This is a genomic window from Pectobacterium odoriferum, assembly GCF_009931295.1.
GTDB lineage: Bacteria > Pseudomonadota > Gammaproteobacteria > Enterobacterales > Enterobacteriaceae > Pectobacterium > Pectobacterium odoriferum.
Window position 1 is genome coordinate 344,247 of record NZ_CP034938.1, and the last position, 23,498, is coordinate 367,744.

Below are 23,498 nucleotides of genomic sequence, written 5' to 3' on the forward strand. Positions count from 1 at the left end.
TTATTCAGTGACCCGTGGTTGCGGTTGCTGAGAACGAGAAGGCTGGCTTTTGTTCTCTTTCTCCTGAAGCTGAGAAGGGACCAACACCGTTGTCACGCGTTTTCCTTTGTCGCTGGTCGCTTCCATCTGCTGCTGTTTCACCAGATAAGTGATGCGATCGCCTTTGACATTGCTGTCCTGCTGTTCCAGATAGGCATTGCCTGTCAGCACCAGAAAGTCAGTGGCCAGCTCGTAGCGGATTTTCTGCGCGTGACCTTTTACCGGCTTGCCGTTGTCCTGCATCTGGTAGAACGTCACGGGGTTGCCGTAACCTTCCACCACTTCACTGCCTTGCGTGCCCTGTGGACGCGTCACGACGACCTTGTCGGCTTTTACTTCAATCGTCCCTTGCTTCACGACAACATTACCAGTGAACGTCACCGTGTTGCCCTGCATGTCCAGAGATTGCTGTGCTGAATCTATGCGAATAGGTTGGTTGCTATCGCCGGTAACGGCAAAGGCGGAAATGCTGACGGCGAACAGCGAGCTGGCGATCAGGGTGTTACGCATGAGATTATTGGTTTTGGATTTCATAAGAGGTTTTTACCTTTTCGATCAACTCGGCCGTTTTGTTACGCAGATTCCCGCGCATTTTCATTCCGCTTGAGGTAAAGCTGGCACCGTACAGGGTGACTTCATCATCGGAAGAGACGTCCTGTGTGACCAGATTCACCTGGGCATTATTCGTTGTGATGCGCTGAAGCTGTGTGTCTTTCGCTAGGCTATTCACCTCAACGTTGCCGTACAGATAGAGCATCTTGTCTTTTGTCAGCTTGGCGCGATCGGCGCGTACTGACCAGGTTGCCGTGCCCTGTTCATTGAACAGCGTGGCAACGGGAGTCGTAAACCAGCTCAACTGCTCGTCGTTGAAATACTCCGCTTTTTCCGAAATCAGTCTGTAGCTCAGCTTACCAGCGGGGCTGTATACCTGCGTGTTGGTCTTTTCGCTGGTATAAACCGGCACGGCGGGGTCGTTTGCATCCGGTGCTGCTACCGTGTCCTCATCCGCAATATTCCAGCCGATGAGAATAAGCACCAACAGAGCCAGAAAAGCGGTGAGCCAACGCTTGGTTTTACTCATATTGACAACCCTTTGGCATGCTCCAGCTTGTCCTGCGAGAACAGAATCAAATCACACAGCTCACGTACGGCGCCACGGCCTCCCGCAATGCGGGTGACATAATCTGCGCGCGGCAATAACAGCGGATGAGCATCAGCTACGGCAACGCTCAGCCCGACCTGTGCCATTACTGGCCAGTCGATCATATCGTCGCCGATATACGCCACCTGATTTGCCGTTACTGACAGTTTATCCAACAGATCGTTGAAGGCCAAAACCTTATCCGATTGCCCCTGATAAAGATGGTTAATGCCCAGCGTTTTACACCGATCTTCCAGCAATTTTGCTGAACGCCCGGTAATGATGGCAACCTCAATATCAGAGGTCAGCAAGCAGCGAATACCATAGCCATCGCGGACGTTAAAGGCTTTCAGCTCTTCGCCGTGGTTGCCCATATAAATCAGACCATCGGACATCACACCGTCAACGTCGCAGATTAACAGGCGAACCTCACGGGCTTTATCCAGTACCTGTTGATCGACAGGCCCATAGCAGGTATCGGTTTGCGCCCTGACTTCACTCATTCACTATCATCCTTTCTTTTTAAACCACGCCAGCCCGCAGCATATCGTGCATATGGACGATCCCGACCAGACGATCGTTTTCTGCCACCAGCACTGAGGTGATGTGGCGCGACTGCATCAGGTTAAGTGCATCCACTGCCAGCGTTTGCGGTGCGACCCGGATGCCGCCTGCGGTCATCACATCAGCAATGCGCGCGCTGTTCAAGTCAATATTCATGTCGAAGATGCGGCGCAGGTCACCATCGGTAAAGATGCCCTGAATTTTCATATCCGCCTCGCAGATTACCGTCATACCCAGATTTTTGCGCGTAATTTCCACCAGGGCATCACGTAATGAGGCATTGTGTGGGACATGGGGAATTTCGTCGCCCGAATGCATGATATCGCTGACGCGCAGTAAAAGTTTGCGGCCGAGTGCGCCACCGGGGTGAGAAAGGGCGAAATCTTCTGCGGTAAAGCCGCGTGCCTGTAACAAGGCTACGGCCAGCGCATCTCCCATGACCAGCGTCGCGGTGGTGCTGGAGGTGGGCGCCAGGCCGAGCGGGCAGGCTTCCTGTGGGACATGAACACACAGGTGAATATCCGCCGTTTTCCCCATCGTACTTTCCGGTGCGCTGGTCATACAGATCAGGAACACTTTCTGGCGTTTCAGAACGGGAATTAGCGACAGAATTTCATGGGACTCGCCAGAGTTGGAAATGGCGATCACGATATCGTGCGGCGTCACCATGCCGAGGTCACCGTGGCTGGCTTCACCGGGATGAACAAAAAAAGCAGGCGTACCAGTGCTGGCGAAGGTCGCGGCAATCTTGCAGCCGATGTGGCCAGATTTGCCCATCCCCATCACCACCACTTTGCCCTCGCAGTGAAATATCTTTTTGCAGGCGAGGGTAAAATTGTCATCAATGTACTGGTCTAATTGCGCAAGCCCATCGCGTTCGATACTCAGTACCTGCTTGCCCGCCTGCTGGAAATCGAAATCGGCTGGTAGTTCATGAGCCTTTTGCCGCGTGTGATCGGCTTGTGGTGCATGATCGGATAGTGCACGGTCAGACTGCTGTTTTAGGTGAGCATCTTGTTCAAACTGTGACATACCAATAGTCCTGATTATGATGAAAAACGGAACAACTTTTTATGAAAAACATAACAACACCGTAAGGTAGACAATAAACGCGCAGCATAATAATGCGCCTGCGCCCTGCCCTATACGGCGTTTTTTGCTGAGGCACAGTGCGGTTAACAGCACGCTTGCCGCCAGCATGACCCAATAGTCGCGCTGAAAAACCTGAGGGTTCAGGGCGCCCGGCGAGAGCAGAGCAGGTACGCCCAGAACAATCGCGATATTAAAAATGTTCGAGCCAATCAGGTTGCCCAGCGCAATATCATCTTCTTTTTTCAGCGTCCCGACGATGGCAGTAGCAAGCTCAGGCAGGCTGGTGCCGATCGCCAATATAGTCAGCCCGATCGTCAACTCGCTGACGTTGAAGTAGCGTGCAATGACGGTGGCGTTATCCACCACCATACGGGCGGCCATGGGTAAAATAATCATGCCGAGAATCAACCACAGCACGGCGACCATTTGGTTACTGTCATCCTGCGGGAGTTCTGCTAGCTGTTCGCGAGTCAGGCTATCGCCGCCTTCCCGCTGCGCCTGTTGTGACATGCGAAGTATCAACACCAGACACAGAATGGCGGCAGAGAGCAGCATTATGCCGTCGGTGCGGCTCAGGTAGCTATCATGCAGTAAAACGCCACACAATAAAGTGACGGACAACATGAGCGGCAATTCCCGGCGCAGAATGGCCGAATGTACCGTTAGCGGGCGAATGAGTGCCGCGCTGCCGAGAATGAGTAAAATATTGGTGATATTGGATCCCAGAACATTACCGACGGCCATATCGTTCTGATCGTTCAACGCGGCAGTAACCGAAACGATCAACTCCGGTAGCGAGGTGCCGAAGCCGACAATGGTGATGCCGATAACGAAAGGAGGTAAGCCAAGAGAACGCGCAAGCACGGCGGCACCATAGACAAGACGATCGGCACCGTAAACCAGTAATAGCAAACCAACGAACAAGAGTAGTGTTGCAAAAAGCATGCAGCGTCCTTTAATAGGATATATACCCGTCATACTTCAAGCTGCATGTGCGTTGGCTTTTCTCTCTCACCCCAGTCACTTACTGATGTAAGCTCCTGGGGATGAATGAGAGACATATTGTCTCTCACCAGAGGTCAGCCTTTGGCTGCTCAAATTCGTCTTTGACGAGTTTATCGCTGCGTCGCCGCCTTCCTGCAACTCGAATTATTTAGTGTATAATCACCGGCCTGTTGTCGAATAAGTCAGTATTTTTGGACGATTTTCGCACAAAAAGCATTTTCTGTGATGAGTGCTAATTCTGACGGTGCTGGGCGAAAAAGTAAAACCTGTCGCGATAAGTAAAACCCAGTAACGGTTTGTGCCGCCATTTTGGACAAGAACTTACGGTAAGTTTTTGTAAAACTCGCACCTTGATGCAAGCCAGCCGTTAGGCTGGAGTGAAAAGACCTCTTTATGAGCGTACTGATGGGTAAGGAATGGAAACAATGAACCATGAGGCAACTAATCTGGTCGAGATCCGTGGTCTTAGCTTTCGGCGCGGAGAGCGAGAGATTTTTACAGACATCACGCTGAATGTGCCTAAAGGTAAGGTCACTGCGATCATGGGGCCTTCCGGTATCGGTAAAACCACATTGCTGCGCCTGATTGGCGGGCAGCTACCGCCGGACAGCGGTGAAATCTGGTTTGATGGCGAGAATATCCCGACGCTGTCGCGCAGTGAACTGTACAACGCGCGCAAGAAAATGAGCATGTTGTTTCAGTCCGGCGCGTTATTCACCGATTTGAACGTGTTTGATAATGTCGCCTGGCCGCTGCGCGAACATACCCGACTGCCGGAATCCCTGCTGCGTAGCATCGTGATGATGAAACTGGAAGCCGTGGGGTTACGTGGAGCCGCCGAGCTGATGCCAGCGGAGCTTTCCGGCGGCATGGCGCGACGTGCGGCGCTGGCGAGAGCCATCGCGCTCGACCCGCAGTTGATTATGTTTGATGAGCCTTTTGTCGGGCAGGATCCGATCACACTGGGGACGCTGGTTAAGCTCATCGACGAGCTGAACCATGCGTTGGGCGTGACCTGCATTGTGGTTTCTCACGATGTGCCAGAGGTGATGAGCATCGCCGATTACGCCTATATCGTGGCCGACAAGCGGGTGGTGGCTGAAGGAACGGCGGATGAACTGAGGGCGAACAATGACCCGCAGGTTCGTCAGTTCCTGGATGGTATCGCCGACGGGCCAGTGCCTTTCCGTTTTCCAGCAGGTGACTATAAAACGTCGCTGCTAGGTTCAGGGGGTTAACGCAGTCATGTTATTACGGACGTTGGCGTCGTTGGGGCGTCAGGGAATCTCCACTAGTGCCTCGTTTGGGCGCGCCGGGCTGATGCTATTTAATGCGCTGGTGGGTAAACCCGAATTCAGAAAACAGTGGCCGCTGTTGGTGAAACAGCTGTATAGCGTTGGCGTGCAGTCGCTGCTGATCATCATGGTTTCCGGTCTGTTTATCGGCATGGTGCTGGGGTTGCAGGGCTATATCATCCTGACGACTTACAGCGCCGAGGCCAGTCTAGGCATGATGGTGGCGCTGTCGCTGCTGCGTGAACTTGGTCCGGTGGTGACGGCACTACTGTTTGCCGGACGTGCGGGTTCCGCGCTGACGGCGGAAATCGGCCTGATGAAGGCAACGGAACAGCTCTCCAGCATGGAGATGATGGCGGTCGATCCGCTGCGCCGCGTTGTCGCACCGCGCTTCTGGGCGGGGTTAATCAGCATGCCGCTGCTGGCGGTGATTTTTGTCGCCGTAGGGATTTGGGGAGGCGCGTTGGTCGGTGTGGACTGGAAAGGCATCGACAGCGGGTTCTTCTGGTCTGCCATGCAGGGCGCGGTTGACTGGCGTCAGGATGTCTTGAACTGCGTGATTAAAAGTATCGTATTTGCGATTACCGTGACCTGGATTGCACTGTTTAACGGCTATGACGCGATCCCGACGTCTGAGGGGATCAGCCGTGCAACGACCCGAACCGTCGTGCACTCGTCGTTAGCGGTACTGGGATTGGATTTTGTGCTGACAGCACTGATGTTTGGGAACTGAGTCGATGCAAACAAAGAAAACTGAAGTCTGGGTTGGTGTGTTTATGTTGATCGCGCTGGCAGCCATCCTATTTTTATGCCTGAAAGTCGCCGATCTCAAATCGATCGGTAGCGAGCCAACGTATCGCCTGTATGCGACGTTTGACAACATTGGAGGACTGAAAGCGCGTTCTCCGATCAGAATTGGCGGCGTGGTTGTTGGCCGCGTAGCGGATATTTCGCTGGACGAGAAAACGTACCTGCCGCGCGTGGCGATGGATATTCAGCAGCGCTACGATCATATTCCTGATACCAGTTCCCTGGCTATTCGAACTTCCGGTTTGCTGGGCGAACAGTATCTGGCACTGAACATTGGGTTTGAAGATGAGGAAATGGGCACCGCGATCCTGAAAGACGGTGGTGTGATTCAGGACACCAAGTCAGCGATGGTGCTTGAAGACCTCATCGGCCAATTCCTATATAAGAGCGGTAGCAATAGCGAAGATAATGCCGGTCAATCAGGTACGGAACCCGGAGCCGAGCCTGCGGCAACCCCCGAACACAACAACGAACCTGTTCCTTCACATTCATAATAAGAGGATATCTGCATGTTTAAACGTTTACTGATGGTGGCTTTACTGGTGGTCGCGCCATTAGCCAACGCGGCGGACCAAACGAATCCCTACAGTTTAATGAATGAAGCGGCGGAAAAAACGTTTAACCGCTTGAAGAACGAACAGCCAAAGATCAAACAAAATCCTGACTATCTGCGTACTATCGTACGTGAAGAGCTGCTGCCGTATGTCCAGGTGAGATACGCCGGTGCGCTGGTGTTGGGGCGTTACTACAAAGACTCGACACCGGTACAGCGTGATGCCTATTTCAAAGCGTTTGAAGCCTATTTGGAACAGGCCTACGGGCAGGCTTTGGCGATGTATAACGGGCAAACCTATCAGATTGTGTCGGGACAGCCGCTGGGCAATACTGATATCGTTTCCATTCGCGTGAACATTGTTGATAACGGCGGCCGCCCTCCGGTACGTCTGGACTTCCAATGGCGTAAGAACAGCAAAACTGGTAACTGGCAGGCGTTCGACATGATTGCTGAGGGTGTCAGTATGATCACCACTAAACAGAACGAGTGGGCGGCAGTACTGCGTCAGAACGGCGTGGATGGCCTGACTAAACAGCTCGAATCCTCAGCGAAGCAGGCCATCACGTTGGATCAGAAAAAGTAATGTGGGTGTGAACATGGCGAACGCATTGAACTGGCAGGCGCAGGGCTCCACGTTGGCGTTAACGGGCGATCTGGATCGTGAAACGCTGTTACCGTTCTGGCAGCAGCGTGAATCGTTACTGGCGGGTAAAACGACGCTGGATGTGTCTGGATTAAATCGTGTTGATTCTGCCGGGTTAGCATTGCTAATGCACGTTTATCAGCCGCGGTCTTCAGGCGAAGAGATAGCGATTGTCGGTGCCAGCGATCGGCTAAAAACGCTCATTGCGCTCTATAACCTGAATGAAATCATTCCTGTGTCTTAAACGGTAACGCTGGTTGCTGGATTCGCCCCTTTAGGCATCGTCTGAAGGGGCGCATTCTTTGTTTAAGATAGCGCCATATTCATCTAAGATACCTCCCTGTAAATCATCTCCCCCTGACATAGAAATCGAGAGCGATGGAAAATAACGAAATTAAAGACGTGCTGATGAACGCATTGGCATTGGAAGAAGCCCATGTTTCTGGTGATGGCAGCCATTTTCAAGTCATCGTAGTGGGCGGACTTTTTGCTGGAATGAGCCGAGTAAAAAAACAGCAGGCTGTTTATGCGCCGCTGATGGAGTACATCGCGGATAACCGTATTCATGCGCTGTCGATCAAGGCCTATACGCCGGAAGAGTGGCAACGCGACCGTAAACTGAACGGCTTCTAAGTATTCCCCGTGCGAGTGGGAATAAACTGCCGGTATCAGTGTGACGACATATTGAATTAAGACATCGAGATACAAAGACTATGGATAAATTTCGTGTTCAGGGCCCAACCCGCTTAGCGGGGGAAGTGACCATTTCCGGCGCCAAGAATGCTGCGTTGCCCATCCTGTTCGCTGCGTTACTCGCAGAAGAGCCGGTAGAAATTCAGAACGTACCGAAACTACGCGATATTGATACCACCATGAAGCTGCTGGGTCAGTTGGGTGCGCGCGTTGAACGTAACGGTTCCGTCCATGTGGATGCCAGCGATGTAAACGTGTTCTGCGCGCCGTACGATCTGGTGAAAACCATGCGCGCCTCTATTTGGGCTTTAGGGCCGCTGGTGGCGCGTTTTGGTCAAGGTCAGGTTTCACTGCCTGGCGGCTGTGCGATTGGCGCGCGCCCGGTAGATTTGCACATTTACGGCCTTGAGCAGCTTGGTGCGCAGATCGTACTGGAAGAAGGCTATGTCAAAGCGACGGTTGATGGCCGCCTGAAAGGTGCGCACATCGTGATGGACAAAGTGAGCGTGGGTGCCACGGTGACTATCATGAGCGCAGCGACGCTGGCGGAAGGCACCACGATTATTGAGAACGCGGCGCGTGAACCAGAGATTGTCGATACGGCAAACTTCCTGAATACGCTGGGTGCGAAAATCAGCGGTGCAGGCACAGATAAAATCACCATTGAAGGTGTTGCGCGTCTGGGCGGCGGTGTCTACCGCGTGGTGCCTGACCGTATTGAAACTGGGACATTCCTGGTCGCGGCTGCGGTATCTCGCGGTCAGATTATCTGTCGCAATACTCGTCCTGATACGTTGGATGCGGTATTGGCGAAGCTGCGCGAAGCGGGCGCGGAGATCGAAATTGGCGAAGACTGGATCAGTCTGGATATGCACGGTAAGCGTCCAAAAGCGGTTACCGTTCGCACATCGCCGCATCCGGGGTTCCCGACCGATATGCAGGCGCAGTTCAGCTTGCTGAACCTGGTCGCGGAAGGCACGGGTGTGATTACCGAAACCATCTTCGAAAACCGCTTCATGCATGTACCTGAGCTTATTCGTATGGGCGCACAGGCGGAAATTGAGAGCAATACGGTGATTTGCCACGGCGTTGATAAGCTGTCTGGTGCGCAGGTGATGGCGACCGACTTACGTGCATCAGCCAGTCTGGTATTAGCCGGTTGTATCGCAGAAGGTGTGACGATAGTGGATCGTATTTATCACATCGATCGTGGCTATGACCGCATCGAAGATAAGCTGCGTGCGTTAGGTGCGAATATCGAGCGCGTTAAAGAGCACGAGTAAGTGTTTCAACTGCTTCATCTTCACAATTAGGTTTGCCAGCCGGGTGGGTTCCCACCCGGCTTCTTGTTTACCTGCCGATGTGACTCTATCGACCGATCTTACATGCCATTATTGGGTAGGGAATTCCTGAATCATCATTTGCAGCGTGATTTGTTTTTTATCACGCACAATCGTAACCGGAATGACAGTGCTCGGGCGTATTTCCGAAACCTGCTCCATGGTTTCAATAATCGAGCGTGCAGGCTTATTGTTCACACTAACAATAACGTCTTCGACACGAATACCCGCTTTATCCGCTGGGCCGCCGGGATCGATGGTCTGAACGAGAATACCGCTTAATCTATCCTGTGCATCACGATTGTTGGTCAACGTGCTGTTCTCAATATTTTCGATCTGTACGCCGTTGACGCCAATATAGCCACGCACCACGCGGCCATCGCGAATCAGCTTGCCCATCACCTTAGTCGCTAGCGCGACGGGAATGGCGAAGCTAATGCCTTCCGGCGTTTCGCCGTTGCTACTTTTATCAAACGAGAGGGTGTTAATACCGACCAGTTCACCGAGCGTATTGACCAGCGCACCACCGGAATTCCCGTGGTTAATTGACGCATCGGTTTGCAGTAAGTTTTGGCGTCCTACCTGGCTTCTTTGCTGACCATAAGTGCTAAGGCTGACGCGGCCAGTGGCGCTGATGACGCCCTGCGTGACGGTTTGCCCTAGATTATAAGGGTTGCCGATCGCCATCACGACATCGCCGACGTGCGGTATACGGTCTGGATTCATGGGAATAACGGGCAGATTGACGCCATCAATTTGCAACACGGCCAGATCAGTCAGGCTATCGGAACCGATCACGCGGGCCTCGTACAGCCTGCCGTCTGATAGCTCTATCTGGATTTGTTGCACGTTATTAATCACATGCTTGTTGGTTAAAATGTACCCTTTTTCATTCATGATGACGCCGGACCCGAGAGGATGAATGGCGACTTCGTTGGGTTTACCCTCCTTGGCAACCCGGTTATAAACATTCACCACAGCAGGCGCTGCACGGCTGACGCCCTGATGGTAGCTTATGGGTGAACCATCAGTATTTTTGTCATTGCCTTTCAGAAACGACGTACCAGACCCGACAAAGGGCAGTACGGCCAGAATAATACCGGCGACGAGGGCACCAAAGAGCGCTGAACGTAATAACTTAGCAAGCATGGCCGTGATTTACTGTGGAAAAGGGAGATGATGGGAGGATATCACGAGAAGTTCGGACACCGCATGGCTCGGTGTCCGATTTTTTAACATTAGCGATGTTCTGGCCAGTTAAGCTGCCGAAAAAGACGGCAAGCGATTAACGCAGCAGCAGATAAATCGTTTCTTCGCCTCGGACGATATTCAAGGCTAGAACGGAAGGCTTCGCTTCCAGCAGTTTGCGCAGTTGCGTGATGTTTTCAATGCGCTCGCGGTTTACGCCGATGATGATATCGCCTTTTTGCAGACCGACCTGCGCGGCAGGTGTGTCCTTAGCGACGTTATCAATTTGCACACCTTTGCTGCCGTCTTTCGATTGGCCATTGGTCAGAGAAGCACCCTGCAATGACGGTGAAAGCGTTTCAGCGCTAGTTGATGCCGATGAGCTGTTATCCAACACGACGGACACTTCCTGCGGTTTGCCATCACGCAGCAGACCGATTTTCACGGTCTTGCCCGGTGCGGTGGTGCCGACTTTGGCCCGCAGTTCTGCAAAGCTGCTGATCGGTTTACCATCCAGCGTCGTCAATACGTCGCCCGCCTTGATACCGGCTTTGGATGCGGCAGATTTCGGTAAGACTTCGCTGACGAAGGCGCCGCGCTGCGCGTCGACGTTGAAGGCTTTCGCCATCTCAGACGTCATCTCACTGCCTTTAATACCCAGCAGCCCACGTTTCACTTCGCCAAATTCTACCAACTGCTGCGCCAGATTCTGGGCCATGTTGCTGGGGATCGCGAAGCCGATACCGATGTTTCCGCCGCCTGGAGCCAGGATCGCGGTGTTGATACCGATCAGCTCACCGTTGAGGTTCACCAGCGCACCGCCGGAGTTACCGCGGTTGATGGACGCATCGGTCTGGATGAAGTTTTCCAACCCTTCAAGATTCAGGCCGCTACGTCCCAGTGCGGAGATAATACCGGACGTTGCAGTCTGACCAAGGCCGAACGGGTTACCCACGGCAACGGCGAAATCACCAACGCGCAGTTGATCGGAATCGGCCATTTTTATAGAGACCAGATTCTTGGTGTCATTCAACTGTAGCAGGGCGATATCGGTCTGCTCATCGCGACCAATCAATTTCGCCTCATATTCACGTCCGTCATTAAGCTGGACGCGGATCTTGTCGGCGTTATTGATCACGTGATTGTTGGTGAGCACGTAACCTTTTGCAGCATCAATAATGACGCCCGAACCCAGTCCTTCAAACGGACGCGAGTTTTGTTTGTCCGTCGGGAAGTTAGGGCCAAAGAAGAACTTGAACTCTTCCGGTACGCGCTGACGCTGTACCTGTGTACCTTCAACGTGCACGCTGACGACGGCTGGCAAGACTTTCTCCAGCATTGGAGCCAGACTTGGCGTCTGTTGGCCTTGAACCACGGCAGGCAGCGCAGCATTCGCTGCGGGAAGCGTGGACAGGGTCAAACCGATACTCATTGCCAGTGCACTAAATAGTAATGATGTTTTTTTCATTGTTATTAACTCTCTCACGGCCTGCGGATGAATAAAACGATGATATATAAACTTAAAGACACGGTGAAGAGTCAGACTGGCGATCAATGTGTAAAGTTCACTGCTGTTTCGTCAGCAGATTGTAACTATCGCTATTTTAGTGTGCGATTGGGCGATGGCAGCCTGTGGTACGCATCTTAAACGTACAAGCGTTTTAAGCGTAGAACAAGAGAAGGGAAAGCGTGAGGCGAAAAGCCTCACGCTAGGGGAAACTGAATTACTTGCGAATCGGATGTTCGCCCCGTAGCAGGCCTGAGGCACCGTCTGAATAATCGCGCGGCGGCATGTTCACCGGAGCCTGATCGTTATCCGCTTCTGATTCGGTCAGACGGTATTTAAACGGATTATCCTGACCGGGAACGTGAGGTAACAGATTATTGGAGCTTTTCGCCATGTGCTGATAAAGCTGACGATAATCATCCGCCATGTTATCCAACAGCTCCGCACTGCGTGCGAAGTGACCCACCAATTCCTGGCGATAATCTTCCAGTTCGGTTTTGCTTTTCTCCAGCTCATTCTGCAAGACCTGTTGTTGCCGCAGCTTACGGTTACCAAAGCGCATGGCTACAGCACCAATAATAATACCGACAACTAAACCTATCAGCGCATACTCCCAAGTCATAATAGCTCCTATTTTGACGTCGTTGTCCCGTAGGGTTTCTCACTTAATAATAGTCACTATAACCGTTAACCTTGCCTGAGTGGAATCCTGATACTTGATGACAGAAAGGAATGTTGACCTACCGCAGACATCAAGGTTGTTAACTGCGACGATTACGGCTTAAATCGACGACAACACACAGCAAAATACGACTAACTTTTTTCTCAGGAATTGCGATGGCTATGGTTATTCCACAGACAACACAGCAGCAAACAACACCCTTGGCACTTTACCAGCAGGCACTTTCCGCTGGTGAATATCAGCCGGACGAGGTGCAGCGGCAAACCGTTGTGCGTCTGGAAGCGATACATCAGGCGTTATGTGAACGTGCTGCTGATGGTGATGCGAGGACATCTGACCGCGTGGGGAAATGGCGTAGCTGGTTGGGGCGGCGTAATAAACGGGAACCTGCACCGGTCCAAGGGCTGTACATGTGGGGCGGCGTCGGGCGAGGTAAAACCTGGCTGATGGATATGTTTTTCCACAGCTTGCCCGCTGAGCGCAAGATGCGCCTGCACTTTCATCGTTTTATGCTGCGTGTGCATGAAGAGCTGAACCAGTTTCAGGGGCAGGAAAATCCGCTGGAGAAAGTGGCTGACGGTTTTAAAGCCGAAACGGATGTGCTGTGCTTCGATGAGTTTTTCGTCTCTGATATTACCGATGCGATGCTGTTGGCTGAACTGCTGCGTGCGCTGTTTGCTCGCGGCATTGCGCTGGTGGCAACATCGAATATTCCGCCGGACGATCTCTATCGCAATGGATTACAACGCGCGCGTTTTCTTCCTGCGATTGAGTTAATTAAACAGTATTGTGAAGTACGTAATGTTGATGCGGGTATCGATTATCGTCTGCGCACGCTGACACAGGCACACCTTTATCTCTCACCGCTAAATGAAGAGACGGATGCTGCGATGCAGCAGATGTTTACCCGTCTGACTGGGAAACAGTGGCAGACGCCAGGGCCGGTGCTGGAGATCAATCATCGTCCGTTATCGACACTTGGCGTGAGCGACGGCGTATTGGCCGTCGATTTCCACACGCTGTGTACAGAAGCGCGTAGCCAGAATGATTACATCGCGCTTTCGCGCCTCTACCACACGATGCTGCTGCACAATGTGACGGTGATGGAAACGAAAGAAGAGAATACCGCCCGCCGTTTTCTGGCGCTGGTGGACGAGTGCTACGATCGCCGTATCAAATTGATTATTTCTGCGCAGGCATCGATGTTTGAAATCTATCAGGGAGAGCACCTGAAATTTGAATACCAGCGCTGTTTATCCCGTTTGCAGGAAATGCAAAGCGAAGAGTACTTACGGCAGCCACATTTGGCGTAACGCAGGCTGTGGTTTTTTAGTCGTTTGCGTGTGAAAAAAGGTCGATCTTTGGGAAAGACTTCTCTATAATCCTGCGACCCCACGTTACAACAAAGTTTTTTTCCCAAAAACTTTATAGTGCCGGCAATGGCTATTCGAAGGGGTAGGTTTGCTGGACTTGATGGTCGTGTGAGCCTCAACTGTTTTCGAGCGTTTGGGTGTTCACCAACGTGTAACTAATTATTGGGTAAGCTTTTAATGAAAACTTTTACAGCTAAACCAGAGACCGTAAAACGCGACTGGTACGTTGTTGATGCGAACGGTAAAACTTTAGGCCGTCTCGCTACTGAACTGGCTCGTCGTCTGCGCGGCAAGCATAAAGCGGAATACACTCCGCACGTTGATACGGGTGATTACATCATCGTTCTGAACGCTGACAAAGTTGCTGTAACTGGCAACAAGCGTACTGACAAGATTTATTATCATCACACCGGTCACATCGGTGGTATTAAACAAGCGACCTTTGAAGAGATGATTGCCCGCCGTCCTGAGCGTGTGATTGAAATCGCGGTTAAAGGCATGCTGCCGAAGGGCCCGTTGGGTCGTGCTATGTTCCGTAAACTGAAAGTTTACGCGGGCACCGAGCACAATCACGCGGCACAGCAACCGCAAGTTCTGGACATTTAATCGGGATTATAGGCAATGGCTGAAAATCAATACTACGGCACTGGTCGCCGCAAAAGCTCCGCCGCTCGCGTGTTCATCAAACCGGGCAACGGTAACATCGTTATCAACCAGCGTAGTCTGGAACAGTACTTCGGTCGCGAAACTGCCCGCATGGTAGTTCGTCAGCCGCTTGAACTGGTCGACATGGTTGGTAAATTTGATCTGTACATCACCGTTAAAGGTGGTGGTATCTCTGGTCAGGCTGGTGCGATCCGTCACGGTATCACCCGCGCTCTGATGGAGTATGATGAGTCTCTGCGTAGCGAACTGCGTAAAGCTGGTTTCGTTACTCGTGATGCTCGTCAGGTTGAACGTAAGAAAGTCGGTCTGCGTAAAGCACGTCGTCGTCCTCAGTTCTCCAAGCGTTAATTTCTGGCTGCTTTGCAGCGAAATCAATGCAAAAAACCCGGTGCTGGTCACTGGGTTTTTTATGCCTAAAAATAAATTTCCTCGAAATATACGCTGTACTTTCCGTATGTTAGCGACGAAGTTGCGCTTATATCCCCACAAAACGAACAAAATCTGATAAACTATTCGCCGATTTTATGCCTGTGTGCCAGCTCTCGTGTAGCTGTTTAAAACGCCGGATTTTGTCAGGTGACGTTTACACATTGGCGAGCAGAATTTCGAATAGCGGTTTGCAGGTTATTCACTGCGAGGTTATTCGCCATATTTTCTCAATAAACTTGGAGGTTTTCATGGCTGTCGCTGCCAACAAACGTTCGGTAATGACGCTGTTTTCTGGTCAATCCGACATTTTTAGCCATCAGGTTCGCATTGTATTGGCGGAAAAAGGTGTGAGTGTCGAGATTGAACAGGTGGACATGGATAATCTGCCTCAGGATCTTATTGACCTCAATCCTTATGGTTCCGTGCCGACGCTGGTCGATCGCGAACTGACGCTCTATGAATCACGTATTATCATGGAGTATCTGGATGAACGCTTTCCTCATCCGCCGTTAATGCCTGTCTATCCGGTTGCGCGCGGTAACAGCCGCCTGATGATGCACCGCATTGAGAGCGACTGGTATTCTTTGTTGAAAAAAATTACGCACGGCAGCGCTCAGGAAGCGGATGCGGCACGTAAGCAATTGCGTGAAGAATTGCTGGCCATTGCCCCAGTATTCAATGAAGCGCCTTATTTCATGAGCGAAGAGTTCAGCCTGGTGGATTGCTATCTGGCTCCGCTGCTGTGGCGTTTGCCGCAGTTAGGCATTGAACTGAGTGGTTCGGGCGCGAAAGAGCTGAAAGGCTACATGACTCGCGTCTTTGAGCGTGATGCGTTCCTGGCTTCCCTGACGGAAGTGGAACGTGAAATGCGTTTGCAAACCCGAGGTTAAACCGTATGGCGTTGTCTCAACTGTCTCCGCGTCGTCCGTATTTATTACGGGCTTTTTATGATTGGTTGCTGGATAACCAATTAACGCCTCATCTGGTGGTAGATGTTACTCTGCCGGATGTTATGGTGCCGATGGAGTTCGCCCGTGACGGCCAGATCGTGCTGAATATCGCACCGCGCGCTGTTGGCGGCCTTGAGTTAGCTGATGACAGCGTTCGTTTCAATGCCCGTTTTGGTGGCGTACCGCGTCAGGTTTATGTACCAATGGCGGCCGTCATGGCGATCTATGCTCGTGAGAACGGGGCTGGAACGATGTTTGAGTCCGAACCTGCTTACGAATCCGCAGGTGAATACGAAGACTTTCAGGAAGGTGCACCCGCTTCAGGGACGGTCATGTCGATTGTCGATAGCTCACCTGATTCTGAAGCACCTGACGATGGCTCTGGTTCTGATGATGAACCACCGCAGCCACCTAAAGGTGGCCGACCGTCGCTACGGGTCGTGAAGTAATTTGTTTCTAAGGGCACTTTACCAGTGCCCTTTTTATTTCGTGCCGTTAATTGAATATGTTCTTAATTGAGCATCGTGTTAATTGAACACCATTCCGCCATCAATCAATAGCGACTGTCCCGTCATGTAGTCGGAATCGTGGCTTGCCAGATAGGACACGCAGGCAGCGACATCTTCTGGTTCGGAGAGGCGGCCCAGCGTGATGCGTTTGGCGAATTCTTCCGTCGCATAGCCACGCGGTTTTCCTGCGGATTCAGAGATCTTCCGATCAATTTCATCCCACATTGGCGTTTTTACGATACCCGGACAGTAGCCATTGACCGTGATGCCCAGCGGCGCTAAATCGCGTGCGGCCGTTTGCGTTAAGCCACGAACTGCGAATTTACTTGAGCTGTAGACGGCGAGTTCGGGGTTGCCCACATGCCCAGCCTGCGAACAGGCGTTGATAATTTTGCCGCCGTGCCCCAGAGATTTAAAGGCATCGAGAGCGGCCTGAATTCCCCAGATAACGCCTTTGACGTTAATGTTATAAACGCGATCGACGATTTCTGGCGTGATGTCTTCAATCAGAGTTGAAGGGGCAATGCCAGCGTTATTAACGATGACGTTAAAGTCGCCAAAGTGCTTTTTGGCTTCTGTAACGGCAGCGAAAACGGCTTCACGATCCGCGACGTCTGCCTGTAGTGCGATGGCCTGTCCGCCAGATTTTTCGATTTCCTGTGCGACACTGCGCGCCGTTTCCTGATTATAGTCCACGATGGCGACGGCAAAACCGTCTGCCGCCAGTCTGAGAGCAATAGCGCGGCCAATACCTTGACCGCCTCCTGTTACAAGAGCCACTTCGACTGTCATATTTCCTCCTTAATGAAATCCAATTTCAATAATGACAAGTACATGCCGGAGATAAGTGTAGGCCTTTAGCGTCATATTGTAGGGTTTATTACGAAAAATTCTTTAGAACGCAGTGGAAAGAGAAAGGGTTTATTAGCCTGTCTGGTGTGAAATTCCGAAGGAAAACGCTTAACGGGTTGCCATCGGCTGTTTCAGGTAAAGCCGGAAAAAGAAAAGGGCAGCCAGCGCTGCCCTTAAGAGATGTGATGCGTTTCTACACTTCCAGATAGTTCATGATGCCGTCAGCGGCTTTACGGCCTTCTGCGATGGCTGTCACCACCAGATCGGAACCACGTACTGCATCACCGCCCGCAAAAATTTTCGGGTTGCTGGTCTGGAACGCGTTATTGCAACTTTCTGGCGCGACAATGCGACCTTGATCGTCCAGCTTGACGTCATGTTCTGCCAGCCATGCCATTTTGTGCGGACGGAAGCCGAACGCCATGATGACCGCATCGGCTTCCAGAACGTGCTCGGAACCCTCTACGATTTCAGGACGACGACGGCCGTTGGCATCCGGTGCGCCCAGCGCAGTACGCGCCATTTTCACACCGCACACTTTGCCCGCGCCATTGATCTCGACGCTTAACGGTTGTAGGTTGAATTTGAACTCGACGCCTTCTTCACGCGCGTTTTTCACTTCGCGTTTAGAACCCGGCATGTTCTCTTCATCACGACGATAGGCACAGGTCACGTGCGTTGCACCTTGACGAATCGAGGTACGCACGCAGTCCATCGCAGTGTCACCACCGCCCAGCACGACAACGCGTTTACCCTGCATGCTGACGTAAGGCTCGTCAACGGCGGCTTCAAAGCCCATCAGCTGCTTGGTGTTGGCAATCAGGAACGGCAGAGCGTCGTAGACGCCCTGAGCATCTTCATTGTCCAATCCACCACGCATAGACTGATAGGTGCCGACGCCGAGGAATACCGCATCGTACTCGTCCAGCAGCGCTTTCATCTGCACGTCTTTGCCGACTTCGGTATTCAGACGGAATTCGATGCCCATCTCAGTGAAGATCTCACGACGTTTCACCATCACTTCTTTTTCCAGCTTGAAAGAAGGGATACCGAAGGTCAGCAGGCCACCGATCTCAGGATGACGATCGAAGACGACAGCTTGTACGCCACTGCGTGCCAGCACGTCGGCACACGCTAGTCCTGCCGGGCCCGCGCCAATGATGGCGACGCGCTTGCCAGTCGGTTTGACGTTGGCAACGCTCGGCTTCCAGCCCATCTCTATCGCTTTGTCATTGATATAGCGCTCGATGTTGCCGATGGTGACCGCGCCGAATTCATCATTCAGCGTACAAGATCCTTCACACAGACGATCCTGCGGACATACGCGACCGCAGACTTCCGGCAGGCTGTTGGTCTGGTGCGATAACTCAGCCGCTTCGATAATGCGGCCTTCGTTCGCCAGCTTCAGCCAGTTCGGGATGTAGTTATGTACCGGACACTTCCACTCACAGTAAGGGTTACCACACGCCAGGCAGCGGTCTGCCTGCGCTTTGGACTGGCTTTCTGAGAACGGTTCATAGATCTCAACAAATTCAATTTTACGAATCTTTAGCGGTTTCTTGGGCGGATCAACGCGCTGTAAGTCGATAAACTGGTAAACATTCTGACTCATGATGACCTCTTACTGCGCCTGAACCCGCAGCTCGGCTGCGGAACGACTACGGTGACCCAACAATGCCTTCACATCACTTGACTTCGGTTTCACCAGAGCAAACTTCGGTGCCCAGGTCGGCCAGTTAGCAAGGATCTCTTCTCCGCGGTGTGAACCGGTATTCTGCACATGCTCGGTGATCAGACCACGCAGATGCTCTTCATGAATAGCAAGCTCTTCCACATCCAGCACTTCTACCAGTTCTGGGTTAACGCGTTTACGGAACTCACCATCTTCATCCAGCACGTAGGCGAACCCACCAGTCATCCCTGCGCCAAAGTTCACGCCGGTACGACCCAACACGCAGACGATACCGCCCGTCATGTATTCACAGCCGTTATCGCCGATGCCTTCTACCACGGTGATACAGCCGGAGTTACGTACGGCGAAACGCTCACCTGCGCGGCCTGCGGCAAACAGCTTACCGCCGGTAGCGCCGTAGAGGCAGGTGTTACCGATGATACTGGCTTCGTGGCTGCGGAAGGCTGAACCCACCGGAGGACGTACGGAGATGCTGCCGCCCGCCATGCCTTTGCCCACGTAGTCGTTGGCATCGCCAGTTAATTTCAGCTCCACGCCGCCTGCGTTCCAGACGCCAAAGCTCTGTCCTGCGGTACCGGAGAAGTGCGCTTTAATCGGATCGCCTGCCAGTCCTTGATCGCCATGTTTCTCGGCAATCGCACCGGACAGCGTCGCGCCGACGGAGCGATCGGTGTTACGGATATCGAAGTAGAGCGCTTTGCCCTGCTTCGAATCGATATGCGGCTGTGCCTGAGCCAGCAGCTCTTTGTTCAGCAAGCCTTTATCGAACGACAGATTGCTTTCAGTACAGTACAGCGCTTTGCCCGGCTGAGGCTGTGCTGCGTGCAACAGCGGAGACAGATCCAGTTTGTTCTGTTTCGCACTGAAACCGTCCAGTTCAACCAGCAAGTCGGTACGACCAATCAGATCCACCAGACGGCTGACGCCCAGTTCTGCCATCAACACACGAGTTTCATGTGCGATGAAGTGGAAGTAGTTGGTTACACGCTCAGGCAGGCCGTGGTAGTGATCGCGGCGCAGCTTCTCATCCTGCGTTGCAACGCCCGTTGCACAGTTATTCAGGTGACAGATACGCAGGTATTTACAACCCAACGCAACCATCGGTCCGGTGCCGAAGCCGAAGCTTTCTGCGCCCAGAATCGCCGCTTTAACGATATCCAGACCGGTTTTCAAGCCACCGTCCACCTGAAGGCGGATTTTGTGGCGCAGGCCGTTGGAGACCAAAGCCTGTTGCGTTTCAACCAGACCCAGTTCCCACGGGCAACCCGCGTATTTCACGGAGGATAGCGGGCTGGCACCCGTACCACCGTCGTAACCAGCGATAGTGATCAGGTCGGCGTACGCCTTGGCAACGCCCGTAGCGATAGTCCCGACGCCCGGTTCGGACACCAGTTTTACCGAAATCATCGCTTTCGGGTTGACCTGTTTCAGATCGAAAATCAGCTGAGCCAGATCTTCAATAGAGTAAATATCGTGGTGCGGCGGTGGTGAAATCAGCGTCACGCCCGGCACGGAATAACGCAGACGAGCAATGTACGGCGTGACTTTATCACCCGGTAACTGACCGCCTTCGCCCGGTTTCGCGCCCTGTGCCACTTTAATCTGAATCACATCGGCGTTAACCAGATAGGCTGGCGTCACACCAAAGCGACCAGAAGCAACCTGCTTGATACGGGACACTTTATTAGTGCCGTAACGCGCCGGATCTTCACCGCCTTCACCGGAGTTGGAGAAACCGCCCAGTCCGTTCATCGCTTCAGCCAGCGATTCATGGGCTTCGGGGCTGAGTGCGCCGATGGACATGGCCGCGGTATCGAAGCGTTTGAACATTTCAGAGGCCGGTTCAACGCTGTCGATCGCGATAGACGCGCCTTCTTGCGGTTTCAGTGCCAGCAGGTCGCGTAAGGTCGCTGCTGGGCGCTCGTTAACCAGTTTGGCGTATTGCTCGTAATCGCTGTACTCACCGGATTTCACTGCGGTTTGCAGCGTGGTGACGACATCCGGGTTGTAGGCATGGTATTCACCGCCGTGAACAAATTTCAGCAGGCCGCCCTGTTCCAACGTTTTACGTTTCAGCCAGGCACGCTTGGACAGGTTCAACAGATCCTGTTCGAAGTCGCTGTAGTTTGCCCCGCCGATGCGGCTGACGACGCCCAGGAAGCATTGCGTCGACACATCCTTATGCAGGCCCACGGCTTCAAACAGCTTGGAACAGCGATAAGATGCAATCGTCGAGATGCCCATCTTGGACATAATCTTGTACAGGCCTTTATTGATGCCGTTACGGTAGTTCAGCATCACGGCACGATAAGGTTTGTCGATGGTGTGGTTATCGACCATCCGCGCCAGCGTTTCGTAGGCGAGGTAAGGATAGATAGCCGTTGCACCAAAGCCTAACAGCACGGCAAAGTGGTGCGGATCGCGCGCACTGGCGGTTTCAACAATGATGTTGGCATCACAGCGCAGGCTCTTTTCGACCAGACGGCGCTGAACCGCGCCCACGGCCATCGGCGCAGGGACAGGCAAGCGTGATTCGCTAATGCCACGGTCAGACAGCACCAGCAGAACGGCACCGTCTCTGACTTTGTTTTCAGCTTCGTCACACAGTTTCTCGATGGTCTGTTGCAGCGTTTGCTGCGACGGATCAAACGTCAGATCCAGCGTGTCGGCGCGATAGTGCAGCTCATCCTGTGACGTCAGCTGTGTGAAGTCAGAATAAAGCAGGATCGGCGATTTAAAGCTCAGACGGTGAGCCTGACCTTCTGCTTCACAGAAGACATTCATCTCGCGACCAATGCTGGTCGCCAGAGACATCACATGCGCTTCACGTAACGGATCGATCGGCGGGTTGGTCACCTGCGCGAACTGCTGACGGAAGTAGTCATAAATGATGCGTGGACGGCTGGACAGCACGGCGAACGGCGTATCATCGCCCATCGAACCCGTGGCTTCCTGACCGTTTTCACCCAGCACGCGGATGACTTGATCCAGCTCTTCGCTGCTGTAACCGTACTGTTTCTGGAAGGTCTCCAGCAGCTCATCGTCGAATTCACGGCTGCCAACCTGCTCGTCTGGCAACTCTTCAAACGGCACCAGGCGCTTAACGTTTTTCTCCATCCACTCTTTGTAAGGGTGGCGGCTTTTCAAATCGTCATCGGTTTCGGCGGAGTGCAGGATGCGGCCGCTGCGGGTGTCGATCACCATCAGCTCACCCGGACCGACGCGGCCTTTCTCAACCACTTCGTCCGGCTGATAATCCCAGATACCGACTTCAGACGCACAGGTGATCAGCTTGTCTTTAGTGATGACATAGCGCGCGGGGCGCAGGCCATTACGATCCAGGTTACAGGCGGCATAGCGCCCGTCGGACATAACAATACCGGCAGGGCCATCCCACGGCTCCATGTGCATGGAGTTAAAGTCGAAGAAGGCGCGCAGCTCAGGATCCATATCTGGGTTGTTCTGCCAGGCTGGCGGAACCAGCAGGCGCATGGCACGGATGATATCCATCCCGCCGCTCAGGAACAGTTCCAGCATGTTATCCAGCGAGCTGGAGTCAGAGCCGGTTTCGTTGACGAACGGTGCAGCATCCTGCAAATCTGGGATCAGCGGGGTTTTGAATTTGTAAGCACGCGCGCGAGCCCACTGGCGGTTACCCGCGATGGTGTTGATCTCGCCGTTGTGCGCCAGATAGCGGAACGGCTGAGCCAGCGGCCAGCGTGGAACCGTGTTGGTTGAGAAGCGCTGGTGGAACAGGCAAATTGCCGACTCCAGACGCAGATCGGCCAGATCGAGGTAGAAGCGTGGCAGATCCGCTGGCATGCACAGGCCTTTATAGATCGTGACCAGATTGGAGAAACTACAAACGTAGAACTCTTTATCTTCAATGCGCTTTTCGATACGGCGACGCGCCATGAACAGGCGACGTTCCATATCACGTTGACGCCAGCCAGCCGGGGCGTTAACGAAAATTTGCTCAATACGCGGCATGGACGACAGGGCAATTTCCCCCAGTACATCCGGGTTGGTTGGAACTTCACGCCAGCCCAGTACGGACAGCGTTTCGTTCTGCAACTCTTCTTCTACAATCCGACGCGTGGCGCGAGCCAGCTCTTCGTCTTGATTGAGAAACATCATGCCAACGGCGTAGTTTTTGGCTAAACGCCAGCCGTGCTCTTCCGCCACCAGACGAAAGAAACGATCGGGCTTCTGAAGTAATAAACCGCAGCCGTCGCCAGTCTTGCCGTCAGCAAGGATTGCGCCACGGTGCTGCATGCGTGCGAGTGCGTGAATCGCGGTACGCACTACTTTGTGGCTCGGCTCACCTTCTATATGGGCGATTAATCCGAAACCACAGTTATCTCTCTCTTGGGATGCATCGTACAACATGTTAGTGAACCTCCCCAGGCTCTGTGTGACTCTCACAACCTACTGCGAGAAAGCACCGTGGCGTTGAGCGGCTAGTAGTACG

Annotated in this window: 23 protein-coding genes; 12 read left to right on the forward strand and 11 right to left on the reverse strand. The window is 52.9% G+C overall.

The annotated features are described in order from the left end of the window. From lptA to EO763_RS01545, 5 genes are read right to left on the reverse strand one after another with little or no spacing between them, the layout of a single operon-like run. Positions 1-573, reverse strand: a complete 573-nt coding sequence (gene lptA, locus EO763_RS01525; protein WP_039493071.1) for a lipopolysaccharide ABC transporter substrate-binding protein LptA — start codon at positions 571-573, stop codon at positions 1-3. After that, positions 554-1,120, reverse strand: coding sequence for an LPS export ABC transporter periplasmic protein LptC (gene lptC, locus EO763_RS01530; protein WP_039493069.1), 567 nt, complete (start codon positions 1,118-1,120; stop codon positions 554-556). Before lptC ends, lptA begins: the two co-directional genes overlap by 20 nt. Next, positions 1,117-1,683 carry a 3-deoxy-manno-octulosonate-8-phosphatase KdsC gene (gene kdsC / locus EO763_RS01535; protein ID WP_010296644.1) on the reverse strand — a complete coding sequence of 189 codons (567 nt, stop codon included), beginning with the start codon at positions 1,681-1,683 and terminating at the stop codon, positions 1,117-1,119. The genes lptC and kdsC overlap by 4 nt, the downstream gene beginning before the upstream one ends. Before the next feature lie 19 nt (positions 1,684-1,702). Beyond that, positions 1,703-2,776 carry an arabinose-5-phosphate isomerase KdsD gene (gene kdsD, locus EO763_RS01540; protein WP_161527858.1) on the reverse strand — a complete coding sequence of 358 codons (1,074 nt, stop codon included), beginning with the start codon at positions 2,774-2,776 and terminating at the stop codon, positions 1,703-1,705. Positions 2,777-2,815: 39 nt separating this feature from the next. Further along, positions 2,816-3,781: a calcium/sodium antiporter gene (locus EO763_RS01545; RefSeq protein WP_161527859.1), complete on the reverse strand. Its 966-nt coding sequence runs from the start codon at positions 3,779-3,781 to the stop codon at positions 2,816-2,818. Between the two features lie 485 nt (positions 3,782-4,266). On the opposite strand from EO763_RS01545, the gene mlaF reads away from it, so the two are divergent. From mlaF to murA, 7 genes are all read left to right on the forward strand, one after another. Next, positions 4,267-5,079 carry a phospholipid ABC transporter ATP-binding protein MlaF gene (gene mlaF / locus EO763_RS01550; protein WP_039493064.1) on the forward strand — a complete coding sequence of 271 codons (813 nt, stop codon included), beginning with the start codon at positions 4,267-4,269 and terminating at the stop codon, positions 5,077-5,079. Between the two features lie 7 nt (positions 5,080-5,086). Then, a complete protein-coding gene (mlaE, locus tag EO763_RS01555; protein ID WP_010280162.1) occupies positions 5,087-5,869 on the forward strand; it encodes a lipid asymmetry maintenance ABC transporter permease subunit MlaE in 783 nt (260 codons plus the stop codon). A 4-nt stretch (positions 5,870-5,873) separates the two neighbouring features. After that, positions 5,874-6,440, forward strand: a complete 567-nt coding sequence (gene mlaD, locus EO763_RS01560) for an outer membrane lipid asymmetry maintenance protein MlaD (protein WP_161527860.1) — start codon at positions 5,874-5,876, stop codon at positions 6,438-6,440. Between the two features lie 15 nt (positions 6,441-6,455). After that, complete coding sequence (gene mlaC / locus EO763_RS01565) at positions 6,456-7,085, forward strand: phospholipid-binding protein MlaC (protein ID WP_161527861.1); 630 nt, start codon at positions 6,456-6,458, stop codon at positions 7,083-7,085. 13 nt (positions 7,086-7,098) lie between these two features. Next, complete coding sequence (gene mlaB / locus EO763_RS01570) at positions 7,099-7,389, forward strand: lipid asymmetry maintenance protein MlaB (RefSeq protein WP_161527862.1); 291 nt, start codon at positions 7,099-7,101, stop codon at positions 7,387-7,389. Between the two features lie 134 nt (positions 7,390-7,523). Continuing rightward, positions 7,524-7,778: a BolA family iron metabolism protein IbaG gene (gene ibaG, locus EO763_RS01575; RefSeq protein WP_010280170.1), complete on the forward strand. Its 255-nt coding sequence runs from the start codon at positions 7,524-7,526 to the stop codon at positions 7,776-7,778. 80 nt (positions 7,779-7,858) lie between these two features. Beyond that, the gene (gene murA / locus EO763_RS01580; protein WP_039354621.1) at positions 7,859-9,121 is read left to right on the forward strand and encodes a UDP-N-acetylglucosamine 1-carboxyvinyltransferase; all 1,263 of its coding nucleotides are present in this window, start codon (positions 7,859-7,861) and stop codon (positions 9,119-9,121) included. Positions 9,122-9,229: 108 nt separating this feature from the next. Here murA and degS read toward each other — a convergent pair whose 3' ends face one another. The 3 genes from degS to zapG all read right to left on the reverse strand — a co-directional run bounded on the left by degS (position 9,230) and on the right by zapG (position 12,495). Continuing rightward, positions 9,230-10,327, reverse strand: coding sequence for an outer membrane-stress sensor serine endopeptidase DegS (gene degS / locus EO763_RS01585; RefSeq protein ID WP_161527863.1), 1,098 nt, complete (start codon positions 10,325-10,327; stop codon positions 9,230-9,232). A 136-nt stretch (positions 10,328-10,463) separates the two neighbouring features. Continuing rightward, positions 10,464-11,834, reverse strand: a complete 1,371-nt coding sequence (gene degQ, locus EO763_RS01590; RefSeq protein WP_161527864.1) for a serine endoprotease DegQ — start codon at positions 11,832-11,834, stop codon at positions 10,464-10,466. A gap of 256 nt (positions 11,835-12,090) precedes the next feature. Next, positions 12,091-12,495, reverse strand: coding sequence for a Z-ring associated protein ZapG (zapG, locus tag EO763_RS01595; protein WP_039493055.1), 405 nt, complete (start codon positions 12,493-12,495; stop codon positions 12,091-12,093). Positions 12,496-12,716: 221 nt separating this feature from the next. Here zapG and zapE point away from each other — a divergent pair, with 221 nt between their 5' ends. From zapE to sspB, 5 genes are all read left to right on the forward strand, one after another. Next, positions 12,717-13,868 carry a cell division protein ZapE gene (gene zapE / locus EO763_RS01600; RefSeq protein ID WP_161530318.1) on the forward strand — a complete coding sequence of 384 codons (1,152 nt, stop codon included), beginning with the start codon at positions 12,717-12,719 and terminating at the stop codon, positions 13,866-13,868. Positions 13,869-14,105: 237 nt separating this feature from the next. Then, positions 14,106-14,534, forward strand: coding sequence for a 50S ribosomal protein L13 (gene rplM / locus EO763_RS01605; protein ID WP_005975488.1), 429 nt, complete (start codon positions 14,106-14,108; stop codon positions 14,532-14,534). Between the two features lie 15 nt (positions 14,535-14,549). Further along, the gene (gene rpsI, locus EO763_RS01610; protein ID WP_010280182.1) at positions 14,550-14,942 is read left to right on the forward strand and encodes a 30S ribosomal protein S9; all 393 of its coding nucleotides are present in this window, start codon (positions 14,550-14,552) and stop codon (positions 14,940-14,942) included. A gap of 329 nt (positions 14,943-15,271) precedes the next feature. Next, complete coding sequence (gene sspA / locus EO763_RS01615; protein ID WP_039493053.1) at positions 15,272-15,913, forward strand: stringent starvation protein SspA; 642 nt, start codon at positions 15,272-15,274, stop codon at positions 15,911-15,913. 5 nt (positions 15,914-15,918) lie between these two features. After that, complete coding sequence (gene sspB, locus EO763_RS01620) at positions 15,919-16,422, forward strand: ClpXP protease specificity-enhancing factor (protein WP_010296690.1); 504 nt, start codon at positions 15,919-15,921, stop codon at positions 16,420-16,422. Positions 16,423-16,500: 78 nt separating this feature from the next. Here sspB and EO763_RS01625 read toward each other — a convergent pair whose 3' ends face one another. The 3 genes from EO763_RS01625 to gltB all read right to left on the reverse strand — a co-directional run bounded on the left by EO763_RS01625 (position 16,501) and on the right by gltB (position 23,416). Next, positions 16,501-17,274: a (S)-acetoin forming diacetyl reductase gene (locus EO763_RS01625; RefSeq protein WP_161527865.1), complete on the reverse strand. Its 774-nt coding sequence runs from the start codon at positions 17,272-17,274 to the stop codon at positions 16,501-16,503. 253 nt (positions 17,275-17,527) lie between these two features. After that, positions 17,528-18,946 carry a glutamate synthase small subunit gene (locus tag EO763_RS01630; protein ID WP_161527866.1) on the reverse strand — a complete coding sequence of 473 codons (1,419 nt, stop codon included), beginning with the start codon at positions 18,944-18,946 and terminating at the stop codon, positions 17,528-17,530. 9 nt (positions 18,947-18,955) lie between these two features. Continuing rightward, entirely contained in the window at positions 18,956-23,416 is a 4,461-nt protein-coding gene (gene gltB / locus EO763_RS01635; RefSeq protein WP_161527867.1) for a glutamate synthase large subunit, read from the reverse strand. Positions 23,417-23,498 lie beyond the last annotated feature (82 nt).

Excerpts from the sequence above, each read along its gene's own strand:
- lptA (WP_039493071.1), bottom strand. The coding sequence starts at position 573 with ATGAAATCCAAAACCAATAATCTCATGCGTAACACCCTGATCGCCAGC.
- lptC (WP_039493069.1), bottom strand. The coding sequence starts at position 1,120 with ATGAGTAAAACCAAGCGTTGGCTCACCGCTTTTCTGGCTCTGTTGGTG.
- kdsC (WP_010296644.1), bottom strand. The coding sequence starts at position 1,683 with ATGAGTGAAGTCAGGGCGCAAACCGATACCTGCTATGGGCCTGTCGAT.
- kdsD (WP_161527858.1), bottom strand. The coding sequence starts at position 2,776 with ATGTCACAGTTTGAACAAGATGCTCACCTAAAACAGCAGTCTGACCGT.
- EO763_RS01545 (WP_161527859.1), bottom strand. The coding sequence starts at position 3,781 with ATGCTTTTTGCAACACTACTCTTGTTCGTTGGTTTGCTATTACTGGTT.
- mlaF (WP_039493064.1), top strand. The coding sequence starts at position 4,267 with ATGAACCATGAGGCAACTAATCTGGTCGAGATCCGTGGTCTTAGCTTT.
- mlaE (WP_010280162.1), top strand. The coding sequence starts at position 5,087 with ATGTTATTACGGACGTTGGCGTCGTTGGGGCGTCAGGGAATCTCCACT.
- mlaD (WP_161527860.1), top strand. The coding sequence starts at position 5,874 with ATGCAAACAAAGAAAACTGAAGTCTGGGTTGGTGTGTTTATGTTGATC.
- mlaC (WP_161527861.1), top strand. The coding sequence starts at position 6,456 with ATGTTTAAACGTTTACTGATGGTGGCTTTACTGGTGGTCGCGCCATTA.
- mlaB (WP_161527862.1), top strand. The coding sequence starts at position 7,099 with ATGGCGAACGCATTGAACTGGCAGGCGCAGGGCTCCACGTTGGCGTTA.
- ibaG (WP_010280170.1), top strand. The coding sequence starts at position 7,524 with ATGGAAAATAACGAAATTAAAGACGTGCTGATGAACGCATTGGCATTG.
- murA (WP_039354621.1), top strand. The coding sequence starts at position 7,859 with ATGGATAAATTTCGTGTTCAGGGCCCAACCCGCTTAGCGGGGGAAGTG.
- degS (WP_161527863.1), bottom strand. The coding sequence starts at position 10,327 with ATGCTTGCTAAGTTATTACGTTCAGCGCTCTTTGGTGCCCTCGTCGCC.
- degQ (WP_161527864.1), bottom strand. The coding sequence starts at position 11,834 with ATGAAAAAAACATCATTACTATTTAGTGCACTGGCAATGAGTATCGGT.
- zapG (WP_039493055.1), bottom strand. The coding sequence starts at position 12,495 with ATGACTTGGGAGTATGCGCTGATAGGTTTAGTTGTCGGTATTATTATT.
- zapE (WP_161530318.1), top strand. The coding sequence starts at position 12,717 with ATGGTTATTCCACAGACAACACAGCAGCAAACAACACCCTTGGCACTT.
- rplM (WP_005975488.1), top strand. The coding sequence starts at position 14,106 with ATGAAAACTTTTACAGCTAAACCAGAGACCGTAAAACGCGACTGGTAC.
- rpsI (WP_010280182.1), top strand. The coding sequence starts at position 14,550 with ATGGCTGAAAATCAATACTACGGCACTGGTCGCCGCAAAAGCTCCGCC.
- sspA (WP_039493053.1), top strand. The coding sequence starts at position 15,272 with ATGGCTGTCGCTGCCAACAAACGTTCGGTAATGACGCTGTTTTCTGGT.
- sspB (WP_010296690.1), top strand. The coding sequence starts at position 15,919 with ATGGCGTTGTCTCAACTGTCTCCGCGTCGTCCGTATTTATTACGGGCT.
- EO763_RS01625 (WP_161527865.1), bottom strand. The coding sequence starts at position 17,274 with ATGACAGTCGAAGTGGCTCTTGTAACAGGAGGCGGTCAAGGTATTGGC.
- EO763_RS01630 (WP_161527866.1), bottom strand. The coding sequence starts at position 18,946 with ATGAGTCAGAATGTTTACCAGTTTATCGACTTACAGCGCGTTGATCCG.
- gltB (WP_161527867.1), bottom strand. The coding sequence starts at position 23,416 with ATGTTGTACGATGCATCCCAAGAGAGAGATAACTGTGGTTTCGGATTA.